Source organism: Chryseobacterium sp. Marseille-Q3244, from assembly GCF_940807095.1.
In the GTDB taxonomy this organism is placed as follows: domain Bacteria; phylum Bacteroidota; class Bacteroidia; order Flavobacteriales; family Weeksellaceae; genus Chryseobacterium.
The window spans coordinates 258,591-272,735 of record NZ_CALNWX010000002.1 but is presented as its reverse complement, the minus strand read 5'-3'; the positions used below and the strand labels follow the sequence as shown (position 1 = coordinate 272,735).

Here is a 14,145-nt window from a genome sequence, read left to right as displayed (position 1 = left end):
TACAGATTATTAATTTTCCTGTAATATTTAATTCTCTTATTTTTTAAATGAGATTACTTTAGTTATTTTTGCTCAAAAGATATAAACCCGATGTCTGAAAACATTCAACAAAAAATAGAACAGCTCCGCAAAGAGCTGCACCAGCATAACGAAAGCTACTACCTTCTGGATACTCCTACCGTTACAGATTACGAATTTGATATGTTATTGGAGGAACTTCAGGATCTGGAAGCCAAGCACCCTGAGTTTTATGATGAAAACTCTCCTACCATGCGTGTAGGTGGTGGTATTACAAAGGTATTCCCAACGATTCAGCATAAATTCAGAATGTATTCTTTGGATAATTCTTATGACTTTGATGATCTTGAAGACTGGGAGAAAAGAATTATCAAAACTATAGATGGGCCTGTAGAATTTGTGGCCGAATTGAAGTATGACGGAGCCTCGATCTCTATTCTTTATGAAAACGGAAAACTTACTCAGGCGGTAACCCGTGGTGATGGTTTCCAGGGAGACGAAATTACGCCGAATGTCCGTACCATTTCTGATATTCCCTTAACGTTAAAAGGTGATTTCCCTTCGCAATTCTTTATGCGTGGTGAAATTTATTTAACGAGAAAGAACTTTGACAAGCTTAATAAACTTCGCGAAGAAGAGGGACTGGACCCATTCATGAACCCTAGAAATACGGCAAGTGGAAGTTTGAAAATGCAAGACAGTGCAGAGGTAAGAAAACGTTCACTTTCTTCCGTATTATACCAATTCATTTCTGAAGATATTCCTGCTGAAACACACTGGGAATTGCTACAAAAGGCACAAGGCTGGGGATTCAAGACCTCCCAACAGGCAAAGCTTTGTAAAACATTGGATGAGGTAAAAGAGTTTATCACATTCTGGGATACGGAACGTCACAACCTGCCATTCGAAATTGATGGAATTGTACTAAAAGTAAATTCTGTACAGCAGCAAAGACAGCTTGGATACACGGCTAAATCTCCACGTTGGGCTATGGCTTATAAATTTAAGGCTGAAAAGGTAGAAACTGAACTTCAAAGTGTCTCTTACCAGGTAGGAAGAACCGGAGCTATTACTCCTGTTGCCAACTTAAAACCGGTTTTATTGGCCGGAACTATTGTAAAAAGAGCATCCTTACATAATGAAGATATCATCAAAAAGCTTGATCTTCATGAGAATGATTTTGTCTATGTAGAAAAAGGAGGTGAAATTATTCCAAAGATTGTTGGAGTAAATACAGACAAAAGAACCGAAGAGAGCAGAGAAATAGAATATATCAAACATTGTCCGGAATGTGGAACTGAGCTGATAAAAATTGAAGACCAGGCGATCCATTTCTGTCCGAATGAACTTCACTGCCCACCACAGGTAGTAGGAAGAATGATTCATTATGTTTCAAGAAAAGCTTTGAACATTGATAATCTTGGAAGTGAAACGATCGAACAGCTTTACAGGGAAAAATTGATTGAAAATCCTGCTGATTTTTATGTGTTAACCAAAGAACAGCTTCTTCCACTGGAAAGAATGGCGGAGAAATCTGCTCAGAATATCATCACAGGAATTGAAAAGTCAAAAGAGATTTCATTTGAAAAAGTATTGTATGGAATCGGGATCAAGCATGTAGGAGAAACAGTTGCAAAAAAACTGGTAAAAAACTTCCCAACCATTGAAGAATTAAAGAATGCTTCTGTAGAAGAACTTTGCCAGGTAGAAGATATCGGGGCTAAAATTGCAGTAAGCATCGTTGAGTTTTTCCAGAATTCCGAAAACATACTGATGATTGAGCGGTTAAAATCTTACGGGGTACAGCTTGAAAAAGGAGAAAGTACGAATGAAGTTTTATCCAACGTTCTGGAAGGAAAAGCATTTCTTTTCACTGGGAAATTATCTCTATTCACCAGAGAAGCTGCTGAGGAAATGGTAGAGAAACACGGTGGAAAGAATATTTCTGCAGTTTCTAAAAACCTCAACTATCTTGTAGTAGGAGAAAAGGCAGGAAGTAAACTGAAGAAAGCTCAGGATATCGGAACGATTGAAATTCTGGATGAGCAACAGTTTTTGGATCTGATTGAGAAACAATAAAGGAATAAAAGCATTTTTAAATAATTATTAAATAAACCATTAAGATATTATCTTAATGGTTTATTTTTGTAATATATTCTATATAAAGAATAAAAAACTAATACTAAAACTAAACCATGAAAAAAATTTACTTAGTCCTTCTGATGACTATGTTCTCTGCCCTACAGGCACAAATCGTTACGATTCCTGATGTTAAATTAAAAAACAAACTTTTATCTTCAACGGCTACAAATAATATTGCAATGAATTCCACAGGAAGCAGTATTAAGATAGATGCCAATAATGATGGTGAAATTCAGCTGTCTGAAGCTCTCGCCGTTGAGAAACTTAACGTTGAGAGTTCTGCAATCGTTAATATAAGTGGTCTTGAAGCATTTTCAAATGTGAAAGAATTAAATTTAATGAGTAATAATCTAATCTCAGCATCTCTCAGTTTTCCTGAACTTAAATCTCTGAACATCTCTTCTAACTATCTGACTTCTATAAATATTACTAATTGCCCGCTTCTCCAATCAATTGACATCACAAGCAACAATCTTTCAACGCAGGCCCTTACCAATAACTCTTTAGTCAATTTATATACCGGAGGTAATCAACTGCAACATTTAAATCTACAAGGAATTCCAGCAGTAAAAAAAGTATTGATAAGCTATTCTAATCTTGAAACAATTAATGCAGCAAATATGCCTTTTTTGGAGGAATTGGAAATAAGTAATGCATCTAAGCTATCACAACTCAATTTGAGCGGTTCCTTACAACTTAAGAGTTTAGCAATGCAATACACGGGTTTAATTAATCTTGACCTGACCAATCTTACAGGCCTTAAAACACTAGAAGGTAACAATAATAAATTTCAGACGGCAATTCTTGACGGCTGCACTGCTCTTTCTTTGGTAAGATTGGAAAACTGCTTTCTTACAAGCATGAGTATTAATAATCTTCCTTTGCTCAGCATGATGTATCTTTCGAATAATAAACTTACTTCTGTAGTTTTAAACAACCTTTATGGTCTGCAGCATTTTGAATGTTATAGTAACCAACTTACCAATCTTACCATCAATAACGCACCTCATCTTATAACTCTGTATGCCAGCAACAATAAGCTTACTGCTCTTAATTTGTCTACAGCTACCAATATCGAAACTTTATGGTGCAGTTCTAATAATCTGCTAAGTCTGGATGTCAGCATGCTGACCAATCTTACTTCCCTTCAATGTACTGAGAATCTATTTACAGAACTTGATTTTTCCAAAAATAAAGCAATGCAATATGTAGCTTGTAGTTATAATCATAATTTACAAAAAATCTTTTTAAAGAACGGAACCTCTCAGGCTTTTATTCTTACTCATTTATTTCCTAATCCAAGCCTTGCTTATATTTGTTGTGATGAAAACGAAATTAATTATTTTAATGCTAATAATGTTTCTGTCAATAATGGTAAGACAGAAATCAATTCATACTGTTCATTTAACCCTGGAGGTACATTTTATACCATTCAGGGAAATGTAAAAGTAGATGGCAATAACAATGGCTGTGATACCAATGATGCCAACAAGGCTTTGCAAAAGTTCATCATAACAGGAGGCAGCAATACAGGAACTGCGATTGCCAATACTTCCGGCAATTTTTCTATTCCGGTTCAGGCAGGCACCCATACGGTGACTCCGGTTCTTGAAAACCCAACATATTTCAATATTTCACCTACAAACTTTACAGCAAGCTTCCCTCAACAAGCAAGTCCATTTACTCAAAATTTCTGCATAACTCCCAACGGGATTCATAATGACTTGGAAACAGTAATTATACCGGTAACAGACGCTTCTCCGGGCTTCGAATCAACCTATAAAATCATTTATAAAAACAAAGGGACTACCACACAATCAGGCAATCTGATATTTACTTACAATGATAATTTAATGGATTATATGAGTGCGACATTGTCTCCATCTTCTCAATCTTCCGGAACATTGAACTGGAATTTCACAAATCTTCAACCCTTTGAAACCAAAGAAATTATCGTTACAGTTAAGCTAAATACTCCCACACAAACTCCAGCTTTAAATGGGGGTGATATTCTGCATTACACTGCACAGATTAACGGAGCTACTGATGACACTCCTGCAGATAATAATTTTGTACTGAACCAAACAGTTGTGAACTCTTTTGATCCTAATGATAAAACCTGTCTTGAAGGAGCTGCTATCTCAAAAACCCAGGTTGGAGACTATGTCCATTACTTAATCCGATTTGAAAATACAGGAACAGCCAATGCCAGAAACATTGTGGTAAAAGATGAGATTGATACCTCAAAATTTGATATTTCTTCTTTAGTTCCTTTGAATGGAAGCCACAGCTACGTAACAAGAATAACTGATCCTAATGTGATAGAATTTATTTTCGAAAATATTCAGCTACCTTTTGATGATGCTAACAATGACGGATATATATCATTTAAGATTAAAACAAAATCTACTTTAGCGGTAGGTAATAGTTTCAGCAATACGGCCAAAATCTACTTTGATTACAATTTTCCTATTGTTACCAATACTTATACAACATCGGTGATGGGTACATTGGCTACTTCAGAGATCAAAAACGATAAGAATACAATAAGCATTTATCCTAATCCTGTAAAAGACATTCTGTATATTCAATCTGCAAATGAAGTAAGTAAGGCTGTAATTTATGATACAACCGGAAGAGTCATTACTTCTATGGGTATAAAAGGAAATTCTGTTCCAGTTTCAGATCTTCCGAAAGGAAATTATCTGATTAAACTATTCTTACAAGATAAAGTTTCTGTACAGAAATTCATTAAAGAATAAACTTATAAAACAACTCTATAATAAAGGCTGCGAATAGTTTTTCGCAGCCTTTTGTATTTTAAAACAAATTATTATAAAGGATTCACTTACCAGAGAACAAGCTGAATAAATGCCAGGTTATATTTCTATTTAAATTTGTGGTCTTCCAAAAATTCTTCATACTCTTTTGCCTCTTTACCTAAAAAATCAATTTTTCTTTGGGAAATTATGGTTATACAGTTATTATAAAGATCTTTATCATTCAGTATTTCAATCCCTTTTATCATAAAGCGTAAATCATTTATTTTTTTATTGACTTTCACACTTTCAATCAAAATATCCTTATTATTGAGTATAACTGAATTATCTTTTAATTCCGAAATAAAAGAATCCAGATACAGACCATCAATATTCTCAAGTGAATTTCTAACGGCTTTATCATATAGAGTATCCGAAATTTTTCTCGTTTTCTCAAGGAGCTTAATTAATCTCAAAGTGGGATCAAATGTAAGTTCACCGGTTAGATTATCCAGATTATCATCCAGATTATATTCATTAAAAGCCATAATTTCTGCTTCACCAGGTTTTAGAAATCCTTCTGACAGAAATTTTTCAACTTCCTTTTTTGTATGTGTCTTTTCATAATATTCAAGGATATCAAAAGAGATTATCTTGTCTGTAAGCCATAGGTTTGCCAGCAATGGATAATACAATGTACATTTCTCTTTATATACCTGTTGATATATAGTAGAAAGGCATGCATTTCCACAATCGTTTTTCAAATTCTCTTTTTTATTATGTTCAATAGCTTTTATTACAATTTCCTTTGCCTCCTCACTACAGAAGTTTGATAAAGCAAACATAAAAGGAAAATCCTTAGAGTCTTTTACATTTTCTTTCATAAATGGCAGAAATTGTTGATCTGGAAAAGCTTCTATGGCGAAATAAGCATCTTTTCCAAAGCTTTTTATAAGTTCAATATCCTGTGGTTTTTTATATTCTGCAATAATAGCCAGCAGTACATCTGATCTCATCTCAACAACAAGTTTTCTAAGCCTAGAATACATTTCTTCACTTTTTGGAGCTTCTAGACTTATAACTTCCAGTAATTCTCTATTTACAGGCTTATGATCCATAACCTCAAAAAGCATTCTTTGCTTAAGATTTTCTTTGTCATCTTCGGAAAGCTTACTTCTGTTTAATATAGCTTCAAAAATATGAGTACTTAAAAGATAATCGCTGGAGAGACAAGATGTCGTTCTAACAATCTTTTCTTTCGAAAATATATGTTTATTAAAAATATCTAAAAGCTTACTGTTATCTTTTTCAGAAAGAACATTAATTGCTGTAGCTTTTATATAGGCATTAGATCCTTTTTCAGCTAAAAAATAAAGTTCCTTGGTATCAGCTTTTTTATAGAGTTGTTTTTCAATATCTCTTATCTTTTCTTCATCAAGTATGGAAAAAGATTTTAATTTTTTAAGGGGCTTAATAAGAGAAGCAGTTTGATCTGAAACCTGTGCACAGACCAAAAAAACGATTAGCAATGCTATAAGGCTGAAAGTTCTTTTCATGATAGTTTTTAGATGTATAAATGTAAAGAAATTTCATTATTTAATTTTGATAAATCATAATGCCAATCACGTTATTTAAAAACAAGAATCGCATATCGATTATTCTTAAGACTTTTCATTTCCTTTTTAAAATCAGCCATTCCCAATTTGTTGAGCGTGGTAAATTGTTCTAAGGTAAAAGTTTGAGCAGAAAAACTCACACTCAGAATGATACAGAATAATATGCCTAATAAGTTTATATCGTTCTTCATTTCGTTAATTGGGACAAATATAGAATAATAATAATTTTTGCCTACCATTTGTCTTCTTTACCCAGCAAGCTATAAGGTCTGATCCTGCTATTCAAAAGCTCCAGCAAAACCTTTGCCTTTACATTTAATATATCGGTCTGAATACTGTAACGGATTCCTTTTAAATGAGGCAATATTGTTGTAGATACCTTGTCTATGACATTAGGATTCTCTTTTGGCTTCTTCGTGATAACACAGATATAGGATGAGGTCTTAATCCCATAATGCCGCATATCTACTATAAAAAATAAAGTGACTTCGTCAAACTTGATGAATGTGGGCTTTCTCAATACATTATAAACAATAATCTGCTGATCTGTTACAGTCAGTAAAGGCTCTGTTCGTACTAGCAGCAGTATTGAGTACAGTATTCCAAATGAAAAAAGCGTAATTCCAAGAGAAAGAATTCCTATTATAAAAATATTCTCATCCTTGAAATCCGTGTAGGAAAGACCAAAAGTAAAAACACATGAAATGATAAGCAGTACCAGGCTTTTAATTTTACTGGAATAAAAATGATGCTCTTTCATAGTCTCTATTTGATAGGATTCAAATATATAAAACTTTAAGCAATGGGAAGTCTGAAATAAAAAGTACTTCCATTATTCAAAGCACTACTGACTCCAATTTCTCCATTCTGTTTCTCAATGAAATTTTTGGAGATCGCCAGCCCAAGACCTGTTCCATTCTGATGTTCACCTGGAACCTGGAAATAGCGGTCAAAGATCTGTCTGTGATACTTTTCATCAATACCACTTCCTGTATCTATGATATTAAACTGGATAAAAGCATCTATTTTTTCCACTACAATCCGGATTTCTTCATCCTGAAAAGAATGTTTGACTGCATTGGTAAGAAAATTATTCATTACCCAAACCGTTTTGTCAAAATCAGCAGTTACAAAATCAGTATCTTCCAACTGATATGATGTATGTATTGAGATATTTTTTTGCTCTGCCAGTTTTTCAACATTTTTCACAGCTGCCAGTACAATCTCCTTAGGGGAACATTTTTCAACCGTTAACCTGATATTTCCGGATTCCACCTGCGAAAGATTAAGGAGTTCACCGGTAATATCCAACAACCGCTGCCCATCTTCATTAATGCTTTTCAATAATTCCTGTTGCTGCTCATTCAGCTCTCCGAATTTCTGATTTCCCAACAGCTGTACTCCCATTTTAATAGCAGAAATCGGAGTTTTCAACTCATGAGAAATGGTTGCAATAAAATTGGTCTTAGCAAAATCCAGTTCTTTGAAAGGTGTAATATTTCGCAGCAAAATCACTTTTCCAATATATTTCTTCTCCTTTTCCCCTGTTTTGACAATATTGATGGGAACAATATCCTGTTCAAAGTAGTTTTCTTTGTTTTCCCGGACAATTTTGATAGGTTCTTTCACCGGATGATCGATATTCTTCAATAATTCACGCATCAAATCATTATTAACGGCAACTTCATGGGCTGTTTTTCCAATGATATCTTCTTTGTGGAGATTGGTAATCTTTAAAGCTTCATCATTAATCATATAGATAAAATGATTTTCATCCAGGCCAATCACAGCATCATGCATATTATTGACCAAAGTTTCGATCCTTTTTTTCTCCATCAGTTGTTTAGAAAGATTACTGCTTTCATATTCCTGAAGTTTTTCTGCCATCACATTAAAAGAATCTGCAAGACTGTTGAATTCTTCACTCCCTTTAAAATGTACCCTTTCATTATAATTTTTATCTGCAATCTGTCTAATACTGAATGTCAGCTGATTGATAGGTTCAGCAATGGTCTGAGGCAGATTGAAAAGTAAAATAAAAGCAATCAGGAAGCAGACTGTTCCGAGGCTGACAATCCAAAAAGTGGCATTTCCGGCTGTAATAATCGCGATATCACTTTTACGCTCAATCCCTTTCATATTCAAAGACATAATTTTAGCGAGATCTTCCCGGATCAGTTTCTCCTTATTTGAAGATGGTTCTTTTAAATAGCTGCTGAAATGCAGATTCAGATTCTGGGTAGCCTCTTTTTCTCCAAATTCTGTAAGGTTTTTCTCCTGGAGCCTGTTATTTTTCTGAAAATCAGCTACTGCAACAGCACTGTCTGTATCAATATGATCCAGGGCAAGAAGCATATTTTTAGAGAACTCGAGACTGTTGTAATTGGCTGTAAGAATTTTTTCAGTATCCGATTTCAGCTTATTAATATATACAGAACCTATCACTGAAAGCAGGACGATCAGTAAAAATAAAAGGCCAACGCCTAAGGTAAGTTTTGTTTTAAGTTTCATATGAGAATACTTATTGTTTTTTAAAAGACATATGCAATCGCGTCATCTTTATCGGTGTTTGTGTTTCCAAATCATCGCGATTTCATTACTTTTAAGATAAAATAATAATGTCTACCTGTCTTTCATTCAGCCTGTTCATCAAAGTATAGATCCAGCTATAACCGAACAAACGCTGCCAGAGTTTTGCATGAGGTTTTCCAATACAAACTGTGGTGATATTATGGGCAATTACATATTCCAGAATTCCGTTATGAACGCTGCTTTCCTTGATTCGGACAACCTTGGCTCCTAATTCCTGTGCTAAATTAAAATTATTAATCAAATACCGCTGCTTGTCCAGGGCTATTTTTTCAGGATTCTCAGAAGGTTTCTGGATATAGAGAACCGTCCATGGACTGTTATAATAACTCGCCAATCTGGCTGTTTTCCTAATGATCGTTTTAGCAATTTTCTCATTGCTGCTGATACAAGCAAGGAATTTTATAGGTTTAAAATTCTCTGTCTTAATTTCAGCTTCCACCTTTCTTTCTACATGCGTTGCCACTTCTTTTAACGAAAGCTCACGAAGCTGGAGAATGTGTCCGCTTTGAAAGAAATTACTGAGAGCAGTCTGAATTTTCTCTTTCTTATAGATTTTTCCTTCCTTCAATCGCGTGAGCAGCTCATCAGCAGTAAGATCGATATTGACCACTTCATCCGCCAGCGCTAAAATTTTATCCGGAACTCTTTCAGCAACTTCAACCCCTGTAATTTTTTTAACTTCTTCATTAAGACTTTCAATATGCTGGATATTCATGGCACTGATGACATTGATTCCGTTATCCAGAATTTCCAGTACATCCTGCCATCTCTTTTTATTTTTAGAGCCTTCCACATTGGTATGGGCCAGCTCATCTACAAGAACTACCTCCGGATGTTCATTGATAATAGCCTGGAGGTCCATTTCCTCCAGGTTTTTACCTTTATAAAAGACTGATTTTCTTTCAATTTCCGGAATTCCTTCCACCAAAGCTACCGTTTCTTCCCGGTCATGGGTTTCTATATAACCAATCTTTACATCAATGCCATTCCGTACAAGAGCATGAGCCTCCTGCAGCATCCGGAAAGTTTTCCCAACACCTGCGCTCATCCCAATATAGATCTTGAATTTTCCTTTCCGGGATTTCTGGATCAATTCTAAAAAATGTTTTGCTGATGACATTGATTTTATTCTTTTTAGTTTTATTTTAAACACTCTTTCCTTTGGTTAAAACCATACCGCTAAACTTGTTGTAACAAAGAAATTTCCTTTTCTGAAATCATCATTTTTCGCAAAAATAGCATCCTTGGAAGTAAATCCTCTTGCTTCAGTACGAAAAACAACATTTTTAAACACAGCATAATCCACATTCAGCGAATACCCGAAAGTTTGAAAACCATTAGGAGTTCCTGTGCTGATAATAACTCCATTTTTATCATTATAATATTCCAGTCTTCCGGCCAGTGCCCATTTACTGTCAACCTGATATTTCATTTGTACATTCGGGCTGTACCATATATTATACTGCTCACTTCCTTTGGTCTTTTGCTCTGCTCCGATATCAAATCCTAGCAAAGCTGAAAACTGATCCGTCAATTGGACACTTCCATACAAATCATGGAAATAACGCATTCTTTTCTCATCTTTAGCTTTATCATTTCCAATAAATGAACTGCTATTCAAAGTTACTTTATCATTTGGTTTGTAGGTCACCTGATGCCCAAAAGAAATACTCTGATTTCCTTTCACTTTTGCAATACGTTGCCAGCCATTCAGGACCAATCCACTTAAAAACCATTTTCCATTATCTGAAGTATATGAAATTTTAGCTCCAGTTTCAAAATAAGGTGAATTCTCAGCGGCAAAACTTCTGGTCAGATTAATATTATCTCTTCCTATCGCACTTTCCCAACCAATATGAGAGGGCATAATTCCCGCATCAATCCATAGGTTTTTATTTTTGGATATTTTGATTCCTACATTCGCTTCATTAATATATCGTAAAGCATTCTGTTCCGCAGCCATATTGTCCTGTGCGTAAGTTCCGCCCATTAATGCAAGATTGGCTCGAACATTTTCGCTCTGATAGTTAGCTTTTATCAATCCCAGATTAAGGTTTAGCTCATTATGCCTGTTGTATGAATATAAAAAATTCTGACGGAGATGATCTCCCGGTTCATTAAAATCGTAAGTATAGAAGAGTTCTGCATATGCAGAAAATGTCACTTTATTTCCTGTTTTTAATGAATCTGATGATTGTGCTTTGGAAAAAAATGTTCCCAATACTGCACCTATAAATAGATATTTTTTCACGTTAACTTTAGGGGATGTTAACCATATCAAGGTTAAAACCCTGACATGGTTAATGGTTAGTTATTTTAACTGGTCCAAAGCAATATTAAGCTTTAAGACATTCACTTTTGAGGGCCCGAAAAGTCCTAAAAATGGCTTTTCAGTTTGATTTTTAATTAAATTGTTGATCTGTTCAACAGAAAGACTTCTCATGTGGGCAATCCTTTTAGCCTGGTACAATGCTCCATCTTCTGAAATATCAGGATCTAACCCACTTCCACTTGCTGTAACAAGCTCAACAGGAACATTAGTACTTCCCATTTCCGGGTTTTGCAATTTCAGGGTATCTATTCTTTTCTGTACAGTTTCCAGATACTCTTCATTGCTGGGACCTTTATTGCTTCCTCCGCTTCCTGCAGCATTATAGTTTACTGAGGACGGACGGCCATGGAAGTATTTTTCAGATTTAAATTCCTGCCCGATATTGGCATAGAATTTTTGCCCTTTATAATTAATAATCTCTGCATTTCCCTGGGTAGGCAATATTTTTGATCCTCCATATACAATGATCAGATAAATTCCTACAACTGCCAGCATTACCAAAGTGAGTCTGAATGCTGAAACGATATGATTTTTCATTTTTTAAATTTTAATAGAATAAACTAATCAGTACATCAATAATTTTGATTCCAATGAAAGGAACGATGACACCGCCTAACCCATAGATCAAAAGATTTCTTCTCAATAATGCACTGGCTCCAATTGGCTTATACGCCACTCCTTTCAATGCTAATGGAATCAGGAAAGGAATAATCACTGCATTGAAAATAACCGCTGATAAAATGGCTGTTTCCGGACTGTGAAGATTCATGATATTAAGCTTCTGAAGCGATGGGATAAACGTGATAAACAGTGCTGGAATAATAGCAAAATACTTAGCAACATCATTGGCAATACTGAAAGTGGTTAAGGTTCCACGGGTCATCAGTAACTGTTTCCCAATCTCTACGATTTCGATCAGTTTGGTAGGGTCATTATCAAGATCTACCATGTTTCCCGCTTCCTTCGCGGCCTGAGTTCCACTGTTCATCGCTACGCCCACATCAGCCTGGGCCAAAGCCGGAGCATCATTCGTTCCATCTCCCATCATCGCAACCAGTTTTCCTTCCTGCTGTTCCTTTTTAATATAGTTCATCTTATCTTCCGGTTTGGCTTCGGCAATAAAATCATCTACTCCTGCTTTTTCTGCGATAAATTTTGCGGTTAAAGGGTTGTCTCCGGTGACCATTACCGTTTTTACCCCCATTTTTCTCAATCTCTGGAAACGTTCCTGGATACCGGTTTTAATAATATCCTGCAGTTCAATCACTCCCCATACTTTTTCATTGACAGCCACTACCAAAGGAGTTCCTCCATTTTCAGAGATTTTGGTTACCGCATCCTGGGTTTCCTGTGGGAAAAGATTCCCGGCTTTTTCAGTCAGTTTTTTAATTGTGTCATAAGCTCCTTTTCTGATTCTTGTTTCCTCAAAATCAATCCCTGAAGTTCTCGTTTCAGCAGTAAAATCAATGTATGTTGGATTAGGAACCAGCAGGTCTTCTGATTTCAGCTGGCTAAGTTCTATAATCGATTTACCCTCAGGTGTTTCATCTGCGACCGAACTCAGAGCAGAAGCTTTAATAAAATCTTCAATCTTAATTCCGTTGGCCGGATGAAATTGAGTCGCTTTACGGTTTCCGATAGTAATGGTACCTGTTTTATCAAGTAGTAAAACATCAATATCACCCGCTGTTTCTACTGCTTTCCCACTTTTTGTAATAACATTCGCTCTTAAAGCTCTATCCATTCCTGCAATTCCGATGGCAGAAAGCAGACCTCCAATAGTTGTCGGAATAAGGCATACGAAAAGTGAAATAAATGCTGCGATGGTAATCGGAGTCTGCGCATAGTCTGCAAAAGGCTTTAAAGTCAGGGTAACAATAATAAAAGTAAGAGTAAACCCTGCTAACAATATGGTTAATGCGATTTCGTTTGGTGTTTTCTGTCTTGAAGCTCCTTCTACAAGAGCAATCATTTTATCCAAAAAGGATTCTCCCGGTTTGGTAGTTACTTTTACTTTAATTCTGTCTGAAAGTACTTTTGTACCTCCAGTCACCGAGCTCTTATCTCCACCTGCCTCCCGAATAACCGGGGCACTTTCTCCGGTAATGGCAGACTCATCAATGGTAGCGAGACCTTCAATGATTTCTCCGTCCATCGGGATCTGATCTCCAGCTTCACAAAGAAAAATATCGCCTAGCTTCATTTCAGCCGACATTTTTAAGGCTGTTTCCACCTGAAAGCCTGGCTTATTTTCAAGAACCAGCTTAGCAGGAGTTTCTTCACGGGTTTTTCTCAGGGTATCAGCCTGTGCTTTTCCTCTGGCTTCAGCAATCGCTTCAGCAAAATTGGCAAATAATACCGTAAAAAACAGGATGATGAAGACCAGGAAATTATAAGAAAAACTTCCCTGGGTTTTATCACCAGTCAGGCTGAACATGCTTACTATAAACATGACCACTGTTCCGATCTCCACCAGGAACATAACTGGATTTTTAAACATAATTTTCGGATTCAGTTTCACGAAAGACTGTTTAATCGCTTCGTTTACCAAATCTTTTTGAAACAATGTTTGTGATTGATTTTTCATTTTTTTGAAAGAGTTTATATCATTATAAATCAATAATAACCATCAAGGTAAACCCAATTATAGAGAGTAGAAATGGATAATATTATGAGTGAACGTTTC

At 35.6% G+C, this 14,145-nt stretch carries 10 protein-coding genes; 2 read left to right on the top strand and 8 right to left on the bottom strand.

The window, feature by feature from the left end:
* The first annotated feature begins 90 nt into the window (after positions 1-90).
* Positions 91-2,097 carry an NAD-dependent DNA ligase LigA gene (ligA, locus tag NBX25_RS04325; RefSeq protein WP_250252956.1) on the top strand — a complete coding sequence of 669 codons (2,007 nt, stop codon included), beginning with the start codon at positions 91-93 and terminating at the stop codon, positions 2,095-2,097.
* A 116-nt stretch (positions 2,098-2,213) separates the two neighbouring features.
* Entirely contained in the window at positions 2,214-4,922 is a 2,709-nt protein-coding gene (locus NBX25_RS04320) for a DUF7619 domain-containing protein (protein WP_250252955.1), read from the top strand.
* Between the two features lie 125 nt (positions 4,923-5,047).
* Here NBX25_RS04320 and NBX25_RS04315 read toward each other — a convergent pair whose 3' ends face one another.
* The 8 genes from NBX25_RS04315 to kdpB form a co-directional block, all read right to left on the bottom strand.
* The gene (locus NBX25_RS04315) at positions 5,048-6,475 is read right to left on the bottom strand and encodes a hypothetical protein (RefSeq protein WP_250252954.1); all 1,428 of its coding nucleotides are present in this window, start codon (positions 6,473-6,475) and stop codon (positions 5,048-5,050) included.
* Positions 6,476-6,546: 71 nt separating this feature from the next.
* Complete coding sequence (locus NBX25_RS04310; protein WP_250252953.1) at positions 6,547-6,726, bottom strand: hypothetical protein; 180 nt, start codon at positions 6,724-6,726, stop codon at positions 6,547-6,549.
* 41 nt (positions 6,727-6,767) lie between these two features.
* A complete protein-coding gene (locus tag NBX25_RS04305; protein ID WP_250252952.1) occupies positions 6,768-7,295 on the bottom strand; it encodes an STM3941 family protein in 528 nt (175 codons plus the stop codon).
* Between the two features lie 35 nt (positions 7,296-7,330).
* Complete coding sequence (locus tag NBX25_RS04300; RefSeq protein ID WP_250252951.1) at positions 7,331-9,046, bottom strand: ATP-binding protein; 1,716 nt, start codon at positions 9,044-9,046, stop codon at positions 7,331-7,333.
* A gap of 91 nt (positions 9,047-9,137) precedes the next feature.
* Complete coding sequence (locus NBX25_RS04295; protein WP_123908705.1) at positions 9,138-10,247, bottom strand: sensor protein KdpD; 1,110 nt, start codon at positions 10,245-10,247, stop codon at positions 9,138-9,140.
* 45 nt (positions 10,248-10,292) lie between these two features.
* Positions 10,293-11,378: a porin gene (locus tag NBX25_RS04290; RefSeq protein WP_250252950.1), complete on the bottom strand. Its 1,086-nt coding sequence runs from the start codon at positions 11,376-11,378 to the stop codon at positions 10,293-10,295.
* Between the two features lie 60 nt (positions 11,379-11,438).
* Positions 11,439-11,996: a K(+)-transporting ATPase subunit C gene (gene kdpC / locus NBX25_RS04285; RefSeq protein ID WP_250252949.1), complete on the bottom strand. Its 558-nt coding sequence runs from the start codon at positions 11,994-11,996 to the stop codon at positions 11,439-11,441.
* A 10-nt stretch (positions 11,997-12,006) separates the two neighbouring features.
* The gene (kdpB, locus tag NBX25_RS04280; protein WP_123859340.1) at positions 12,007-14,046 is read right to left on the bottom strand and encodes a potassium-transporting ATPase subunit KdpB; all 2,040 of its coding nucleotides are present in this window, start codon (positions 14,044-14,046) and stop codon (positions 12,007-12,009) included.
* Positions 14,047-14,145 lie beyond the last annotated feature (99 nt).